Below are 16,545 nucleotides of genomic sequence, written 5' to 3'. Positions count from 1 at the left end.
TCGGTAAGTGATAGCTTACGGTTAGCCATGACGAACATAACCGCGATGCTGGTCGCGCTCGGGGACCCGATGCGGCAGTCGATCCTGGACTGGCTGTCCGACGGTCCGCTGCCCGTGGGCCGCCTGGCCGACGGGCTGCCGATCAGCCGGCCCGCCGTCTCGCAGCACCTGCGGGTGCTCAAGGACGTCGGGCTGGTCACGGACCGGCAGGAGGGGACCCGCCGCCTCTACCAGGTCGACCCGGACGGCGTGGCGGCCCTGCGGGCGCACCTCGACGCGATGTGGGCGCGCTCACTGCAGTCGTTCGCCCTGCACGCCGAGCACCAGCACGCCCAGCACCAGCACGCTCAGGAAGGCGAGGATGAGCACGATGACGCAGACAGTTGAGGCCATCCGGCGCGAGGTCGTCGTCGGCATCGGCCGGGAGCGGGCCTTCGAGATCTTCACCGCCGACATGACCTCGTGGTGGCCCAGCGCGCACCACATCGGCTCGGCGCCGATCGAGCGGGTCGTCGTCGAGCCGTGGGAGGGCGGCCGGTGGTACACCGTGCACCAGGACGGCTCGCAGACCAGCACGGGCTTCGTCCGGGCCTGGGAGCCGCCCGCGCGGCTCGTGGTGACGTGGCAGATCGGCAGCGACTGGAAGTACCACACCGGCCTGGTGACGACCGTCGAGGTGCGCTTCGACGAGGAGGGTCCCGGTCGCACCCGGGTCCGCCTGGAGCACCGCGACCTCGAGGCCTTCGGCGCCGACGCGGCCAGGATGCGCGAGACCTTCGAGCAGCCGGGTGCCTGGGACGGCACCCTGGCGGCCTACGCGGCCGGAGTGGAGGCGGCCGCGTGAAGGCCGTCGTCCTCTACGCCTCCGCCGACGACGTCGCCGCGAAGGCCCCGGCCCACTTCCCGGCGCACAAGGCGCGGCTGGACGAGTACGCGGCCCGCGGCGACCTGCTCATGGTCGGCACCTTCGCCGACCCGCAGAAGGACGGCTCGATGGCCGTCTTCCGCACGAGGGAGTCCGCCGAGTCCTTCGTCGCCGGCGACCCGTTCGTCCTCAACGGCGTGGTGCGCGCCTACGAGATCCGCGACTGGCAGGAGATCCTCGTCCCCTGACCCGCGGAGGCCCCGAACCGGCCGGGTGACGGATTGATCGGGACGTTCGGGCATTCAGGTCCGGGAACGCGAAAACTACGGTGGCCGGGTGTCCTGCAGGGCGGCGGTCGGGTGTGCGAACCCGGGCGGCCAGAATCCGGCGGGCGTGCGTGACGGCAGTCATACGCGCCCGGTGGGGGAGGCCGCCATGGAGCTGTTCGAGCCGCCGCTGGTGCGGCGGGCACGGGATGCCGTCATCGGGGACCCGGCCGGCCCGCGGGAAGAGGCGCGACGGCTCCACGACGAGCACGCCGTCGGAGGAGGGGACGAGCACGCCGCCGGGGGCGGGGACGAGCGCGCCGCCGGCGGCGGGGACGAGCGCGCCCCTGGGGGCGGGGACGAGCGCGCCCCTGGGGGCGGGGACGAGCGCGCCCCTGGGGGCGGGGACGAGCGCGCCGTCGCCGGGTGGCCCGGGGTGAGGCCGAGGTGGGCCCGGGTGAGCTTCGCCTATCACCCGTGCGAGGCCGAGGTGGACGCCACCGCGGCGGCGGTTCACCTGATTGCCACCTACGGAGCCCGCCCGCAGGGGGAATACCGCTTCGATGGGCACTGCGGGCTGTGGTCGCACCGCGCCGCGCTGGTGCATCACGGAGGCGGGCCGCGCGACGTACCGATGCGGGATCCACGGGTCTTGCCCGACGAGGCCCGGCGGCTCCGCACGGCGGCGCCCGGCTCCCCGGCGGTGGAGGCGCTGCGCCGGCTCGACCTGCCGCAGGCGTGCCTGGTTGCGCGGTGGTAGCACTATGGGCGGCGTGAGCAGCGGTGGTTGACCCGTTACGACGCGAGGATCCGCGCCATCTCGGGCCGTACCGCATCCTCGCCCGCCTCGGGATGGGCGGGATGGGGCAGGTCTTCCTCGGCCGCGACGACCGGGGCACCGTGGCCGCGGTCAAGACGCTGCACCTGGCCACGGGTTCCGGCTACGACGACGAGACCCTCGCCCGGTTCGGCCGCGAGGTGGAGCTGGTCGCCAAGCTCGACTCGGTCTACACGGCCCGGCTGCTCGGCGCCGACGCCGCCGGCTCGCCGCCGTGGCTGGCCACCGAGTACCTGCCCGGGGTGACCCTGGCCGAGCTGGAGGAGCTCGCCGGGGCGCTGCCCGAGGAGCTGGTCCGCCGGCTCGGGCAGGGCCTGGCCGCGGGGCTGGCCGACATCCACGCCGCCGAGATCGTGCACCGCGACCTCAAGCCGAGCAACGTCATGGTGCTGCCCGGCGGGCTCAAGATCATCGACTTCGGCATCTCCCGGCCCCACGACGGGGCCCGGCTCACCGCGTCGTACCACTTCCACGGCACGGTCGGCTACGTCGCGCCGGAGCGCTTCGCCGGGCTGCCCGGCACCGGGGCGTCGGACGTGTTCGCGCTCGCCGCGATCCTGGTCCGGGCGGCCACCGGGCGGCTGCCCTTCGAAGGCCGGTCCATGGAGCAGTACAACTACTCGGTCAAGTACAGCGCGCCCGACCTCACCGGCGTGCCCGTCGGCATGACCTGGACGCTGCGCAAGTGCCTGGAGGCGGCCCCGGAGGACCGCCCGACGGCCCGGTTCGTGCGCGAGCGGCTCGCCGCGGGGCTGCCCGAGGCCGCCGGGCCGTGGCTGCCCGCGCCGGTGCTGGCCGAGATCGACGAGCGGGCCCGCACGGTGCGCCGCCTACTGCAGGGGGCCGGCGCGCCCCGGCCCTGGCGGGTGGTGCGCCCGGCGATGGCCCGCAGCGAGATCGTGGTGGCCGGCGACGCGCTGCTGGTCGGGGCCGACGACGGGGTGCACGCGCTGGAGGCCGCCGACGGCCGCCCCCGCTGGCGGCACCCGTCCGTGGTCGCCCCCGGCTACCGGCCGCTCGTCGCGGACGACGTCGTGGTCAGCCCGACCCGCACCGGCGTCACCGCGCTCGACCTGCGCACCGGGGCGCCCCGCTGGGAGCTGCCGGTCGCGCCGCACGGGGAGCCGCTCTTCGCGCACGGCCTGGTCCACGTGCTCGGGCCGGGGCACCGCAACCTGCACGCCGTCGACGCCGCCAGCGGCGCGCCGAAGTGGCGCACCACCTCGGCCGGGCTGCGGCCGGTGCCGGTGCCCGGCGGGGTGGCGCTGGCGCACGGGCTGGTGGTCCGCCAGCGGCTGCGCGAGGGCGGCGACGGCTGGCGCCACGGCGACCTGCGCGCCCCGGCCGGCGCGCTGTCCGCGGCCGGCGACCTGCTGCTGGCCCGGGCCGGCGACGAGCGGCTCGGCCTCGACGCGCACGACGGCGGGCTGCGGTTGCGCCGGGCCGGGCTGCCGCCGCGGGCCGCGCCGTCGGCCACCGCCGAGATCGTGCTCCAGCCGGCCGGCGCCGAGCTGCTCGGGCTCGACCCGGCCGACGGGGCGCTGCGCTGGCGGCTGCCCGGCGCCGGCACCCCGCACGCGGTGCCCGGGGGCGTGTTCGTGGCCGAGCCCGGCGGGCTCACCGCGCTGGACACCGCCGGGCGGGTGCGCTGGCGGGTGCCGGGACTCGCCGTGTGGCCGGAGGTGCGCGTGGGTCCGACACTGGTCTACGTGGTCGACGCCGGTGTCCTGCACGCCTACTCCCGGGCCGACGGCACCCTGCGCTGGTCCGCCCCGGACATTCAGGTGACCCGGGCCCCGGTGCTCGGCGACGGGGTCGTGTACCTCGACAACGGCTACACACTGTTCGCCATCAACGCCGACGACGGGGAGCGACTGCCCACATGACGGTCCACATCGAGTTCGACCCGGACCGGCGGTTCACCGACCTGTTCGAGATGCAGTGGGGCCGGCTCGTCTCCGGCGAGCGGGTGCTGCGCCGCACCGCCCGCACACCCGAGGCCAACCGGCTCGTGCACGCCGAGGTCAACGCCGGCAACCTCGTCTGGGCGCTCGGCGACACGATGTACCCGCTGCAGCTGTGCCGGGTCGTCGAGCACGACCTCACCGCCGAGCGGCCGCACGTGACCACCACCTACCGCGGCGTGCCGGTGGCCGGGCAGCCCGGCGCACCGCTGCCGGAGACCCTGCTGACCATCTTCGCCGACCTGCTCGTGGCGATCCGGACGCTGGCCAAGGCCGGGCTCACGCACGGGGCGATCCTGCCCGAGTACGTGCTGTGGGACGGCGCCCACGCCCAGCTGGTCAACCTCGGCCAGGCCGTCGCCGTCGGCGAGCCCGCCCGGGCCGTGCTCGACCCGCGCTGGCTGCCCCCGGCCGGCCCCGACGGGCTGCGGCTGGCCGCCGAGGCGCACGACGTCTACCAGGCCGGGATGGTGGTGTACTGCATCGCCCTGCAGGCCGGCCCGGCCACGGCCGCCGAGGCCCGCGCCGAGCTCGCCCGGGGCGGCGGCTCCGCGCTCTCGGCCCTGCTCGAGGGCGTGTTCGCCGACGACCCCCGGGACCGGCCCGACCCGCACACGCTGCTGCGGCGGGTCGAGGAGGCCCGCTACGAGCCGGTATGGCAGAGCGCCGACCCGGCCGACGCGACCACGGCCACCATCAAGATCCCGCAGCAGTACTCCCCGGCGCCCCTGCCCCCGGCGGTGGCCCGGGCGACGGTCCCGCTCAGCCCGGCCCGCGACGAGTTCCGGCGCCTGGTCGAGGCCAAGCGGCGCTACCGCGACGAGCGGGCGGCGCCGCGGGCGGTGGCGTGGCGGTACGCCCGCGGCCTCCTCGACGTGCTGTGGCACAGCCGCGACGACCTGTCCAGCAAGGTCTGGCTCGGCGTCGCCGGGGTCGTCGTCATCGGCCTGCCGGCGCTGCTGATCATCCTCATCGTGACCCAACTGGGAGGCTCGAAATGATCAAGCGGAGCCCGGCCCGCCTGCTCGGCCGCGTGCTGTGCCCGATCTGCCTGCAGTGGATCCACTGGAGCAAGGCCCAGCGGGTCGAGGTCGACGTGGAGACCAAGCAGCACCGGCCCTTCCGGCCCCGCGGCGCCGACGAGACCATGGAGGCGTTCAACGAGCGCCGTCTCGGCGCCCAGCGGGCCTGCACCCTCATGCGCGACGGCATCGCCACCACGCACTACCTGCCCGACCGCTACGGCGACTACGGCGACCCGATCGTCATCGGCCTGGTCGGCCACCGCGCCGCCGGCAAGACCCTGCTGCTGGCCGCGATGGTCGAGGCGCTGCGCAACAACCTGGAGATGGCCGACCTGGGGCTGCGGGTCGAGCGGCTCGACGAGGCCATCGAGCACCGCTACACCACCGAGTTCGTCGAGCCCTTCTGCCACCGGCGGGAGCTGCTGCCGCTGACCCAGGAGAGCCCGATCGAGTTCAGCTACGTAGCCAAGGTCTACAGCCGCCACGCCGGGCGCGACTTCGCCGTCGCGTTCTTCGACGTGGCCGGCGAGCAGCTGCGCCGCCGCCGCACCGGCGACCGGTTCCGGGACACCTCGTTTCTGTCCGCGGTCAACGCGCTACTCTTCGTCGTCGACCCGGAGAAGGCGCTGCCGACCGTGCTCGGCGAGCCGGCCACCGTGTACGGCGACCCGGCGTTCAACGCCGTGCTGGACCGGCTGGTGGAGAGCCGCGCCGAGTCCGCCACCCAGTTCCTGCCGATCCCGGCGGCCATGGTGGTGGCCAAGTCCGACCTGCTGGCCCCGCTGCGGCCGGAGGTGGCCCGGTGGCTGTCCCGCGACGACAACCGCCAGCTGCAGACCGTCGCCGAGGAGAGCGAGGAGGTGTACGAGTTCCTCGCCACCAACGGCGCCGAGCGCTTCCTGCCGCCGGTCAACCGGGTCAGCGACGTGAGCCTGCACTACGCCTCGGCGGCCGGCGTCGCCCCGGTGAACGGGCACTTCCCGGCCGAGGGCTTCGGCCCCCGCCGGGTGCTGCGCCCGCTGCTGTCCCTGTTCGCCATGACCGGCGTGCTCGACCGGTCGCTGCTGGGCTCGTAGAGAGGGCCGCGATGGAGCGTATCGACCAGATCGTCTTCCGCTGGCGGGCCCGCTCGCAGGACGACGGCCACGACGGCGTCGGGCCGGACGCCACCTCACTGGCGCCCGCGCCGGTGACCTGGTGGGACGACCGGCTCGCGCTGCGCATCACCCGGGCCAGCGGCCGCAACGACCGGCCGTCGCTGGCCTACCTGCGCATCGAGGGCGCCGGGGTCGTGCTGCACAAGGTGCCGGCCCGCGACGACAAGAACCGGCCCGGCGCGGCGATCGCGCATGCCCTCATCGGCCCCGAGGACCTGGTCACCGCGCAGCTCGCGCTCGGGCTGGAGGAGTGGCCGCAGTGGGCCGGGCGCAACCGGCCCGAGGCGTACCCGCCGGGCCGCCTCGACCCGGTGGACTACCACGCGCTGCGCGAGCACGCCGTGGCCGCGCTGGCCCGCCCGGTGACCGACCCCGGACCGGTCTTCGACGAACTGCTCGGCCGGGTCCTGGACAACCCCGAGGCCCCGCTCACCGTGGTCCTGCCCGACGCCCCGGCCACCGCCCTGCTGCGCGGCCTGGTCGACGTGCTCGGCGACGCCCGCGAGCTCACCTTCGCCACCAACGAGGACGACGACACCGGCCCGGACCTGCCCCGCCTGGTCTTCCTGGACACGGTCGGCTCCGGCACCGGCTACGCCGCCACCCGGCTGCGGCTCTATCCGGGCTCGGCCGGGGCCCGGCCGGCCGACTTCGCCGTCCAGCTGGCCGACGTCTGGCGGCGCGGCGGGGCGGCCGCCGTCGCCCCCCTTCGCGGCGCCCGCCGCCTGGGCGGGGCGGCCGAGGTGCGGCAGTGGCAGGACGAGGTGCTCGTCGGCGGGCGCATCCTGCAGACCACGCTCATCGACGCGGTCACCTCCGGCCAGGCCGCCCCCGAGCACCTCGAGCTGGTGCGCACCGAGGACGGGCTGCGCCAGATCGAGTCCGAGCTGAGCAAGCTCAACGACAGCAACCTGCGCACCGTGTACCTCGCCTGGCAGCCCAGCGGGGCCCTGGCCGCCCGGCACCCGGCCGCGGCCAAGCTCGTGGCCCGCTGCACCGTGCAGCGCTGCATGCGCTCCAGCGCCAGCAACGCGCTGCGCGAGGCCCTGCGCGGCTCCGCCTTCGACCCGGCGCTCGTCGAGGACTACCTGCGTGGCTGGGCGGCGCACGGGCGCAACGCCACCGCCACCCCGGCCGCGGTCGTGGAGCTGGCCCAGCGGGCGGTCACCTTCGGGGTGCCGCCGGCGCTGGGCCGCCCCGGCATGCGCGCCCTCATGGACCGCTTGAGCCTGGCCGACCTCATCGAGCTGGCCAACCGGCACACCGGCTCCGACGTGCACATCACCGAGCTGCTGCTCAGCGCCGCCGAGGACCGCTCCTTCGACCCCGAGCAGCTGCAGATCAACCACACCGCCCTGGACCGGGCCGAGTTCCTGGTGCACTGCATCCCGTTCCTGCCCGGCGACGCGAAGCTGGCCCAGGACCGCTGGTTCCGGGTGCTCGACGCCGTGTTCGGGCCGCACCTGCGGGCCGAGAACGGGCGGACCCTCCAGGAGGTGCTGCAGTTCCTCGCCCGCGATGCCATCTCCGAGGTACCGCCGGCGCTGCTCTTCGCCCTGCGGCGCTTCCAGCCGACCCTCGCCGGCAAGGCCCGCGTCGACCAGCTGGCCGCCCGGGACCGCTACCTGGCCGCCGGGCTGGCCGACATCTGGCCGGAGCGGGGCCAGCTCGTGCTCGCCGAGCGCCGGACCAAGACCCGCGCGCTGCCGCCCGACCCGGGTCCCGCGGTGGCGGCCTCGGGATCGGCCCCGGTGTCGCGGCTCCCGGGCGCCGCGGTGCGCCGCTTCCAGCCGCGCACCCTCGTCGCCGTCGGCGCGATCGCGCTCGTGGTCGTCGCCCTCGTCGCCGTCGTCATCTTCAGCCTGCAGGGAGGTTCCCAGTGAGCGAGTACCGGCTGAGCATCGACTACGGCACCACGAACACGGTGGCGTACCTGCAGCCGCCCAAGGAGGCGCCGTTCCCGCTGCAGTTCGAGGGCGGCCGCCCCCTGCTGCCCTCCGCCGTGTGGGCCGACGAGCACCGCAACCTCATCACCGGCAACGCCGCCGTGCACTCGGCCGGCCGCGACCCGGGCGCCTACGAGCCCAACCCGAAGCGGCGCATCGCCGAGGGACGGCTGCTGCTGGGCGGCGCCGAGTACGCCATCGCCGAGGTCATCGGCGCCACCCTGGCCCAGGTCTACGCCGAGGCGCAGCGGCTGGCCCGCACCGACCGGCTGCGGGTCGTGCTCACCCACCCGGCCGCCTGGAACGCCGAGCGGCAGGCCGTGCTGCGCGCCGCCGCCGAGCGCGCCGGCCTGCCCGAGCCGACCCTGCTCAGCGAGCCCGAGGCGGCCGCCGCCTACCTGCTGGCCACCGGGGCGGCCGGGGCCGGCGGGGAGCCGCTGGTCGTCTACGACCTCGGCGCCGGCACCTGCGACGTGACCGCCGTGCAGCGCAACGGCCCGGGCTTCGACCTGCGGGCCAGGGCCGGCCTCGACGACGTCGGCGGCCTCGACCTCGACGAGGTGGTGCTGCGCCGGGTCGGCCGCTCGGTCAGCGACCGCCACCCCGACGAGTGGGCCCGGCTCATCGAGCCCGAGGGGCCGGACCGCCGCTACGCCCGCATGCTGTGGGAGGACTGCCGCGGCGCGAAGGAGCAGCTGAGCACCGAGCGCCTGGCCCGGGTGCCGGTGCCGCTCATCAACGAGGACGTCTCGGTGACCCGCGGCGACTTCGAGCGCGACGCCCGCGACCTGGTCCAGCGCACCGTGATGATGACCGACGAGGTGCTGCGCCGGGCCCGCATCGGCCGCGACGGACGGGCCGAGCTGTTCATGGTCGGCGGGGCGACCCGCACCCCGCTCGTGGCCACCCTGCTCACCCAGGCCACCGGCCGCTCGCCGCGGCGGGTGCGCCACCCGGAGCTGGTCGTGGCCGAGGGCGCGCTGCACTACCTCGCGATGGCCGGCAACGAGCCCACGCCGCGCCCCCGCACCGTGCCGATGCCCGTCACCGGGCCCCTTCCCGCCTCGGGTTCCACGACCACGCCCCTGTCCGAGCCGGCCATGGCGCCGCCGCCCGTCTCCCGGGACGGCAACACGATCAAGGAGTCCGTCACCGTCGTCATGCCCCCGCCGGTGGCGCTGCCGCGCCCGACATCGGTCCCGGCCGGCCCGCCGCCGGTCATGTCTCCGCCGGTGGTGTCGCGGTCGCAGGACAAGTACAAGCTCATCTCCAACCCGTTCAGCCAGCACGGCGGGGCCACCTTCCGCTTCACGCTGATCCTGGTGGCCGGCCTCATCCTGGGCGCGTTCGACGGTGCGCTGTGGACCGCGCTGAGCTGGCTGCTCATCCTGGCCGGGCTGGGACTGGTCGGCTACAAGCTGTTCCAGTGGGGCCTGTGCTCGCGCGACACCCGCCCGACCCGCATCGACGGCAACGGGATCACGGTGACGCTGGGCGGGCAGGACACGACGTTCCCGTGGGCGCAGATGGCCACGGTGTACCTCCACCGGCACCGCTTCAGCACCTGGCTGGTCTGCACGCCGGGCAGCAACACCCCGCTCGGCAGCGACCATGGCACGGCCCGCTTCTGGTCCCGGCCGCACAGCGTGTTCTTTCTGACCAGCACGAGCGGCTTCGGCGAGCAGCTGGTGCGCCAGGCGCTGGAGACCTACGCGGGGGAGCGTTACTACCACTGAATCAGGGCGCGAGGCGCCGTCGACACAAATAGCAAATCAGCGCAGGGCCGCGTCATTGGCAGCACCATCGCCGGGGCGCGGCCCTTTCGTTGTCGTGCGCCGGAGTGGGCCCGGCCGATGCGTAACGCTTCAGGCCGCGCAAAGGTTCGTGTCGAATTGCCAACCCCCTGGCATCGCCTCTGATCGCTATAGTCATCGAGGACAGACGCTCTAACGGGGAGGGTGAGTCTGGTGGATCCGCTTGTTCAACAACGGTTTTCGGCGTCGACGCTCGCGCTTCTCGCGGCGGTCACGGCCGGTGTGGTCGCGCAGGGCGGGTTCTATCTGCCGGGCCGGATCGTGGCCAGCGTATTGGCGCTCGTGAGTCTCGGGCTGGCCGTGCGCGAGGGAGCCCGGTTCGACCGGGGCCTGCGGTGGATCGCCGTCACGGGGGCGGCGATCGTGCTGTGGGCCGGGGTCCGGGCCGCGATGACCGGCGGGTGGGGCACGGCCGGCGGGATCGCGCTGTCGCTGCTGGTGCTGCTGGCGGGCGTGGTCGTGGCCCGCCGGGCGTCGGCGGCGGACCTGGCCACCGGGCTGACCGGGATCGGGGCGCTGGTCGCGGTCACCGGGTGGGCCGGGGTGGCCTGGCGGATCGAGCGCTGGTCGGTGCTCGTCGAGTCGACGATCTGGCGGGCCGCCTCGACGCTCACCTATCCGAACGCGGCGGCCGCGGTTCTCGCCGTGGCGGGGCTGCTGGCGCTCGCGCTGCTGCTGGCCGAGCCGCGATCGCTCGGGCGGGCCTGGGTGCTGTACCTGATCCTGGCCGGGCTCGGGGCGACGCTGAGCCGGGCCGGCGGGCTGGCCTTCGCCGCGGGAGTCCTGCTGTTCCTCATCTTCGCTCCGGTACGGCAGGTGCTCCGCCATCTCGCCCCGGCCCTGCTGGGCGCCGGGATCGCCGTGGCCGCCCTCGTGCCCTCGTTCCCGGTCGCGGCCGAGCCCGATCCGCTCCTGGCCCTGGCGGGGCTCGCGGTCGGCGGGCTGGTGGCCGTACACCTGCCGCGGCTGCACGGCAGATGGCTCGCGGCGGCGTGGGGGCTGGTGCTCGCCGCGGCCGTCGGCGGGCTGGCGTTCCTGCTCACGCGGCCGTTGCCGGCCCGGCTCGAGGCGGTGTCGCGGCGGCGGTTCACCCTCGACTCGCGCGGCCGCAGCGGGGCGCTGCGTTCGGCGCTGGACCAGGCCGCCGCCCATCCGCTGCTGGGCTCCGGGCCCGGGCAGGCGCGCTACTTCTGGCAGGACTACAGCGGCCAGCTCGTGGCGAGCCGGTGGGCGCACAACGAGTACCTGCAATGGCTCGTCGACCTGGGCGCCGTCGGCCTCGTGCCGCTGGCCGCCCTCGCCGTGGCCATCGTCGTGCTGCTGCGGCGCGGCCGCGCCGGCGGGGCGACACCACTGCTGTGGACCGGCGCGGTGGCGGCACTGGCCGCCCTCGCGGTGCACAGCGCCTTCGACTTCCTGTGGGAGCTGGCGGTCGTGCCACTGCTGATCGGCGTGCTGATCGGCCTGGCCGCCCGCTCCCACGGCGAAGAACCATCCGCACCATCCATCAACGGGGAGGTACCAGCATGAAGCTCCAGAAGAAGCACCTGGGCGTTGGCGCGGTCGCGCTCGGCGCGGTGCTCGCGTTCGCCGTCCCGGCGGGCGCGGCCGTCAACCTGCAGTCCGAGTCCAACGGCACCGCGACCGTCAAGATCGCCAAGAACGCCCAGCTCAAGGCGAAGGGCGCGGTGACCATCGTGACCCTGAACGTCACCTGCCCGCTGGGCAGCCACTTCTCCGTGTACGCGGACGTCAGCCAGACGATCAGCCCCAGCGCGACCACGCACGGGTCCGGCTCCCTCTACAACCAGGCCTGCACCGGCACCGCCCAGAAGGTCAAGGTCACGGTGCCGGCCAGCCCGGCTCCGTTCATCCCCGGTGTCGCGTACGCCACCGGGCACCTGGAGGTCTACGGGTACAGCTACAGCGCGGCCGACACCGGCCGAGTGATCGTCAACGTCGAGAACGTCTGAGTAACCCCTTCGGTGCCGGGCGCCTTGGTGCGCCCGGCACCACCGTGTTCAGATGCCGCCGTCGCCGTCCAGCGCCGCCACGCGGCCCAGGCCGAGCGTGACCAGGGAGGCGACGTCGCTCGGCCGGTGCGACGCGGCCAGCCGGGCGTTCTCCGCCCCGTCCAGGCCGTTGGCCAGCGCCCGCCACGGCTCCTCGGCGTCGCGGAACTCCCGGATGAGCGGCAGCCCGTCGGCCGGCGGCGCGCCGTCCACGGGCGGCAGCCACTCCAGGCCGACGCCGAGCGCGTCGGCGATGTCGGCGGTCACGCCGCCGAAGCCGCCGGCCAGGTACAGCGGCTGGCCGGACTCCAGCGCGAGCAGCGCCTCCTCGAGCAGCCCCGGGTAGCGTCCGGCCGCGCCGGAGCGGCGGCCGCCGAGCAGCACCCGGGCGTCGACGTGGGCGGTGAGGTACCGCCGCATCGCCGTGAGCCCGTCGGCCATCGCCACCGGGTCGGTCGTCGGCTCGGGCGCCTCCCCGCGGTCGGTCTCCTTCGGGATCTCCTCGCCGTGCGGGTCGAGGTACACCACCCGGGCCACCAGGCCCAGGGCCTCCTCGCGGCGGTCGAGCTCGGACAGGGCGACCTCGCGGTGCACCGGCCAGCCCAGGCACACCAGCAGGCGGCCCTCCGAGGCGCCGTACCGCTCCAGCTCCTGCGCCAGGAAGGGCGTGAACCCGGTCGGCTCCAGGTGCCCGCCGTAGGCCAGCGAGCCGCCGGCGACGAGCACGGCCCGCGCGATCTCGCCCAACGCGAGGCGCAGGTGCGAGGTGAGCAGCCCCAGCCGCCCGAGGTCCGGGCTGTCCGAGATGGACACCCCGATGCGCCGGCCCCGCAGGGCGTCGTGGGGCAGGAGCTCGCGCACGTTCGTCATGTCAGCCTCCACGGGCGGCGAGTTGGCGGGGGGTCAGGATCTCCAGCGTCGCGATCCCGCCGAGGGCGGCGACCCGCGCCAGCACCTCCCGCTCCGGCCCGCCCAGCGGCGGGTCGGGGTGCAGGATGCGCAGGCTGGTGGGCCGCTCGCCGGCCGCGTGGGCGCCGGCCAGCCAGGCGGCCAGGGTGGTCGGCTCGGGCGCGTGCGGCGCCCACCACCCCACGCCGAGGTCGGGGGCGGCGCGCTCGGCGAGCTCGTGCTGGCGCCGCCACAGCAGGCGCTTGAGCCACTCGTCGACGAGCAGGTTGAGCCCGGCCCAGATCCCGCCGTCGTCGCCCGTGACCGGCACCCGGGGCGCGTGGTCCATGAGGAACGAGCCGCGCGGGTCGCCGCGAACCAGCGCGTCGAGGATGACCACCGGCATGCCGGCCGTCTTGGCGGTGACCACCTCGCGCTGGCACCAGTCGCGGCTGGCGTAGTGGTCGCTGCGCAGGGCCAGCAGGGCGCTGCTCGACGCGGCACTCGCGATCTCCTCGGAGTAGTCGCGACCGGGTCCCAGCGCCTGCGCGTCGAAGAAGTCGGCCAGCCGGGTCTGGGCGATGACCGCCCGGACCCGCTCGGTGATGGCCTGCGGCCGGCCGCCGTCGCCCTCGGCGGTGCGCCGGGTGTGGCTGATGAAGACGGTCAGCCGCCGCCCGGCATCGCCGCCGACGAACTGGGCGATGCTCTGCACCAGGTCCCGGCGCCGCCGGTCCTGCGGGGTCTCGCCGGTCACCCCGTTGACCACGATGTACACCAGCTCGCCGAAGAGCTCGCCGAGCGCCCCCTCGTCGGCGCGCAGGTCGGCCAGCACGGGGAAGACGGTGACCCGGTCCGGGGCGTCGCACTGGGCGCCGCGGATGCCGGCCAGGTACTCGTACCACTCGCCATCGCGGTCGGCGGCTGCCTGGGCCAGCCGGAAGTCCAGCACCGGCACGATGACGACGTACTGCGCCTGGGCCACCCCGTTCGGCGGCGGGTCGCCGGGCACCGGGATCCGCCGGGGCGCCCCGCCGGGCCGCAGCCAGCCGTCGGAGCGCGCGTACACCTCGACCGCGCCGCCGATGAGCCCGGTGAACAGGTCCCCATGGAAGTGCGCGTCGAGCTGGGCGACGATCTCGGCGCCCGCGGCGTCGCGCGGGTGCCACACCACGTAGATCTCCAGGACGGGAGGAAGCATGTCGGTCGGCTCTCGGTCAGGCCAGGTCGTCCGGCCCCTGCTGGGCCGGGATGCCGCGCGCCGGGTCCGGCGCCGGGCCGAGGGCCGCACCCGCGTGCAGCAGCTTCAGCCCGTAGTCCTTGGTGAACTCGGCCAGTTCGGCGAAGCCCATGGCGTACTGCGCCACCCGTTGCTGCACCGCGGCCAGCTCGGCGCGGCACGGCTGGTTGAGCGGCCAGTCCCGCTCCGCGGCCGCCGGGTTCGCCCGCTCCCACGCCAGCAGCTCCGGGTGCCAGCGCGACAGGAAGGGCCGCAGCACGTCGTTGAGCAGGGCGATGGCGAGGTACTCCACCGTCGGCCCGGCCGTGTCGACGCGGGTCGGCGGCGCCTCCTCCAGCGTGTCGCGCACACAGCCGAAGAGCCCGTAGAGCGACGTCAGGGCCTCGCGCAGCGACCCGGTGCCGTCGGCCAGCGGCTGCGTGGAGGTGCGGGTGGCCACCTCGACGAAGAGGGTCCAGGCGATGCGCCGCCGGTCGCCGGTGATGGTGAAGCTCAGCTCGGTGAAGTTCGGCACCGAGATCTTGACCCCGTCGAGCCGGGCGGTGTCGCGCAACGCGAAGTACACGCCCGCGACGGCCGCCCCGGCGAGCCCGCCGGCCATCGCGAACAGCCACGGCCCCGGCAACAGCCAGGCCGTCCACACCGCCAGCCCGAGGCCGGCGCCCGCCACGAGCCCGAGCCCGACGCCCGCCGCTACCCACCGCCACCGCAGGATCCACGCCACGCATTCAGGCTAAAGGCGCCCGTCAATGCATGTCATGCGCGACACGGCCACCCGTGGGCGCCGAACGGCCGACCGCAGCGGCGTCCGCGCGGCGGCGGCCGTCCGCGCCGGTTTTCCTAAACCGCCGGCCCGCCGGCGCCGATGGGCCGATGTGCATACCTTCGACGTGACCGTGCGGCGGCCCCCGATCATCGGCTGGGTCGCCGACCGCCCCGTGGGCGTGAAGAACCTCATCGGCGTCGCGCTGGTGGCGCTGGTCGCGATCGGGGTGGCGATCCTGTCGATCGTCAGCATGTCGCGCATCAACGACCGCCTCGAGGAACTGCAGAAGCAGCACCTCGAGAGCGTCGCGCAGCTGGTGATCATCCGGCAGGGCGTCAGCGAGAACTACCGCGCCCAGTCGCTGTCGGCGTGGTCGAGCTACGACCCGACCCTCGGCCCTCGCGCGCTGCAGGCCCGCAACGGCGGCGACCAGCTCGTCGCGCAGGGGATCACCGAGTACCGCCAGCGCGCCACCGGCTCGTCGGCCCGGGAGAGCGCCATCCGGGCGTTCTCCGACAGCTGGGACGCGTACGCCAACCTGCGCAACGTCGTCGTGTGGCGGGAGCAGCCGAAGGCGGGCACCACCATCCCGTCCGACACGTCCGCGGCCTGGCAGAAGCTCGAGGCCCAGATGAACACCCAGCTGGCCACCCTGCAGACGCTGGAGTCCGCGGAGGCGGCGACGATGGCGGCCGACTCGCTCGGCGCGTACCGCACCGCCCGCAACTGGACGATCGGCTCGCTGGCCGTGGGCCTGTTCCTGGCGCTCGGCCTGGGCTGGGCCATGTCCCGGCGGATGGGCCGCCAGCTGCGCGTCGTCGTGGACACGCTGGACGCCGCCGCCTCCGGTGACCTCACCCGCCGGGCCGAGGTGCTGGCCCGCGACGAGCTGGGCGCCATGGCGGTGGCGGTGAACCGGGCCAACGAGGGCATTGGACGTACCGTCGAAACCCTGGCCTCCGCCGCGAGCACCCTCGGCCAGAGCACCGGCCGCCTGACCGGCGTGACGTCCCGCATCGGCGACAGCGCCCAGACGGCCGCCGCCCGCGCCAACGTCGTCGCCGGCGACGCGGGCACGGTCTCGCACAACGTCCAGACGGTCGCCGCCGGCGCCGAGGAGATGGGCGCGTCGATCCGCGAGATCGCCCAGAACGCCAACGCCGCCGCCCAGGTGGCCTCGGAGGCGGTCGGCGTGGCCGAGAACACCAACCAGACCGTCTCCAAGCTCGGCGACTCCTCCACCGAGATCGGCAACGTCGTCAAGGTGATCACCTCGATCGCCGAGCAGACCAACCTCCTGGCCCTCAACGCCACCATCGAGGCCGCCCGGGCCGGCGCCGCGGGCAAGGGCTTCGCGGTCGTGGCGAGCGAGGTGAAGGACCTGGCCCAGGAGACGGCCCGGGCTACCGAGGACATCTCCCGCCGCGTCGAGGCCATCCAGTCGGACACGGCCAACGCGGTGGACGCCATCGGCGAGATCTCCCGGATCATCGCCCGCATCAACGACTACCAGCTCACCATCGCCTCGGCGGTGGAGGAGCAGACGGCCACGACGAGCGAGATGACCCGCAGCGTGAGCGACGCGGCCCACGGGGCGACCAACATCGCGGGGAACATCGCCGGGGTGGCGGAGGCGGCGCAGAGCACCACGTCGACGCTGGTCGAGGTGGACCAGACGGTGGGCGAGCTGAGCCGGCTGGCCTCGGATCTGCAGCAGGCGGTGGGGCGGTTCCGCATCTGATCATCGGTCCCGTGGGAATGCCC

15 protein-coding genes are annotated in these 16,545 nt (G+C 74.8%); 12 read left to right on the top strand and 3 right to left on the bottom strand.

What is annotated here, in order from left to right; all coding sequences use genetic code 11:
• The first annotated feature begins 27 nt into the window (after positions 1–27).
• The 11 genes from ABD352_RS50140 (at position 28) to ABD352_RS50090 (ending at position 11,848) form a co-directional block, all read left to right on the top strand.
• The gene (locus ABD352_RS50140) at positions 28–387 is read left to right on the top strand and encodes an ArsR/SmtB family transcription factor (protein ID WP_344619745.1); all 360 of its coding nucleotides are present in this window, start codon (positions 28–30) and stop codon (positions 385–387) included.
• Positions 371–844 (top strand): SRPBCC family protein, encoded by a 474-nt coding sequence (locus ABD352_RS50135; protein WP_344619744.1) that lies wholly within the window; start codon positions 371–373, stop codon positions 842–844. The genes ABD352_RS50140 and ABD352_RS50135 overlap by 17 nt, the downstream gene beginning before the upstream one ends.
• The gene (locus ABD352_RS50130; RefSeq protein WP_344619743.1) at positions 841–1,113 is read left to right on the top strand and encodes a YciI family protein; all 273 of its coding nucleotides are present in this window, start codon (positions 841–843) and stop codon (positions 1,111–1,113) included. Before ABD352_RS50135 ends, ABD352_RS50130 begins: the two co-directional genes overlap by 4 nt.
• Before the next feature lie 187 nt (positions 1,114–1,300).
• Positions 1,301–1,891, top strand: coding sequence for a hypothetical protein (locus ABD352_RS50125; RefSeq protein ID WP_344619742.1), 591 nt, complete (start codon positions 1,301–1,303; stop codon positions 1,889–1,891).
• 23 nt (positions 1,892–1,914) lie between these two features.
• Positions 1,915–3,855: a protein kinase domain-containing protein gene (locus tag ABD352_RS50120; RefSeq protein WP_344619741.1), complete on the top strand. Its 1,941-nt coding sequence runs from the start codon at positions 1,915–1,917 to the stop codon at positions 3,853–3,855.
• On the top strand, positions 3,852–4,934 hold the full coding sequence (locus ABD352_RS50115) for a hypothetical protein (protein WP_344619740.1): 1,083 nt from the start codon (positions 3,852–3,854) through the stop codon (positions 4,932–4,934). The genes ABD352_RS50120 and ABD352_RS50115 overlap by 4 nt, the downstream gene beginning before the upstream one ends.
• Positions 4,931–6,034: a hypothetical protein gene (locus ABD352_RS50110; RefSeq protein WP_344619739.1), complete on the top strand. Its 1,104-nt coding sequence runs from the start codon at positions 4,931–4,933 to the stop codon at positions 6,032–6,034. The genes ABD352_RS50115 and ABD352_RS50110 overlap by 4 nt, the downstream gene beginning before the upstream one ends.
• Positions 6,035–6,045: 11 nt before the next feature.
• Positions 6,046–7,998: a hypothetical protein gene (locus tag ABD352_RS50105; protein WP_344619738.1), complete on the top strand. Its 1,953-nt coding sequence runs from the start codon at positions 6,046–6,048 to the stop codon at positions 7,996–7,998.
• Entirely contained in the window at positions 7,995–9,797 is a 1,803-nt protein-coding gene (locus tag ABD352_RS50100; RefSeq protein ID WP_344619737.1) for an Hsp70 family protein, read from the top strand. The genes ABD352_RS50105 and ABD352_RS50100 overlap by 4 nt, the downstream gene beginning before the upstream one ends.
• A 231-nt stretch (positions 9,798–10,028) precedes the next feature.
• The gene (locus ABD352_RS50095) at positions 10,029–11,405 is read left to right on the top strand and encodes an O-antigen ligase family protein (RefSeq protein ID WP_344619736.1); all 1,377 of its coding nucleotides are present in this window, start codon (positions 10,029–10,031) and stop codon (positions 11,403–11,405) included.
• A complete protein-coding gene (locus ABD352_RS50090; RefSeq protein WP_344619735.1) occupies positions 11,402–11,848 on the top strand; it encodes a hypothetical protein in 447 nt (148 codons plus the stop codon). The genes ABD352_RS50095 and ABD352_RS50090 overlap by 4 nt, the downstream gene beginning before the upstream one ends.
• A 48-nt stretch (positions 11,849–11,896) precedes the next feature.
• Here ABD352_RS50090 and ABD352_RS50085 read toward each other — a convergent pair whose 3' ends face one another.
• The 3 genes from ABD352_RS50085 to ABD352_RS50075 are packed head-to-tail and all read right to left on the bottom strand — an operon-like array spanning position 11,897 to position 14,739.
• A complete protein-coding gene (locus tag ABD352_RS50085) occupies positions 11,897–12,757 on the bottom strand; it encodes a hypothetical protein (protein WP_344619734.1) in 861 nt (286 codons plus the stop codon).
• A 1-nt stretch (position 12,758) separates the two neighbouring features.
• Entirely contained in the window at positions 12,759–13,976 is a 1,218-nt protein-coding gene (locus ABD352_RS50080) for a hypothetical protein (RefSeq protein WP_344619733.1), read from the bottom strand.
• Between the two features lie 16 nt (positions 13,977–13,992).
• Positions 13,993–14,739: a hypothetical protein gene (locus ABD352_RS50075; RefSeq protein WP_344619732.1), complete on the bottom strand. Its 747-nt coding sequence runs from the start codon at positions 14,737–14,739 to the stop codon at positions 13,993–13,995.
• Positions 14,740–14,905: 166 nt separating this feature from the next.
• Here ABD352_RS50075 and ABD352_RS50070 point away from each other — a divergent pair, with 166 nt between their 5' ends.
• On the top strand, positions 14,906–16,522 hold the full coding sequence (locus tag ABD352_RS50070; RefSeq protein ID WP_344619731.1) for a methyl-accepting chemotaxis protein: 1,617 nt from the start codon (positions 14,906–14,908) through the stop codon (positions 16,520–16,522).
• Positions 16,523–16,545: the final 23 nt, after the last annotated feature.

This window comes from Dactylosporangium salmoneum (assembly GCF_039532525.1).
GTDB lineage: Bacteria > Actinomycetota > Actinomycetes > Mycobacteriales > Micromonosporaceae > Dactylosporangium > Dactylosporangium salmoneum.
The sequence above is the reverse complement of the archived record's forward strand: the minus strand, read 5'-3'. Positions and strand labels throughout refer to the sequence as shown.

Bases quoted from the DNA above. Each gene is read 5' to 3' on its own strand.
- ABD352_RS50110 (WP_344619739.1), top strand. From the start codon at position 4,931: ATGATCAAGCGGAGCCCGGCCCGCCTGCTCGGCCGCGTGCTGTGCCCG.
- ABD352_RS50090 (WP_344619735.1), top strand. From the start codon at position 11,402: ATGAAGCTCCAGAAGAAGCACCTGGGCGTTGGCGCGGTCGCGCTCGGC.
- ABD352_RS50115 (WP_344619740.1), top strand. From the start codon at position 3,852: ATGACGGTCCACATCGAGTTCGACCCGGACCGGCGGTTCACCGACCTG.
- ABD352_RS50125 (WP_344619742.1), top strand. From the start codon at position 1,301: ATGGAGCTGTTCGAGCCGCCGCTGGTGCGGCGGGCACGGGATGCCGTC.
- ABD352_RS50135 (WP_344619744.1), top strand. From the start codon at position 371: ATGACGCAGACAGTTGAGGCCATCCGGCGCGAGGTCGTCGTCGGCATC.
- ABD352_RS50085 (WP_344619734.1), bottom strand. From the start codon at position 12,757: ATGACGAACGTGCGCGAGCTCCTGCCCCACGACGCCCTGCGGGGCCGG.
- ABD352_RS50080 (WP_344619733.1), bottom strand. From the start codon at position 13,976: ATGCTTCCTCCCGTCCTGGAGATCTACGTGGTGTGGCACCCGCGCGAC.
- ABD352_RS50140 (WP_344619745.1), top strand. From the start codon at position 28: ATGACGAACATAACCGCGATGCTGGTCGCGCTCGGGGACCCGATGCGG.
- ABD352_RS50105 (WP_344619738.1), top strand. From the start codon at position 6,046: ATGGAGCGTATCGACCAGATCGTCTTCCGCTGGCGGGCCCGCTCGCAG.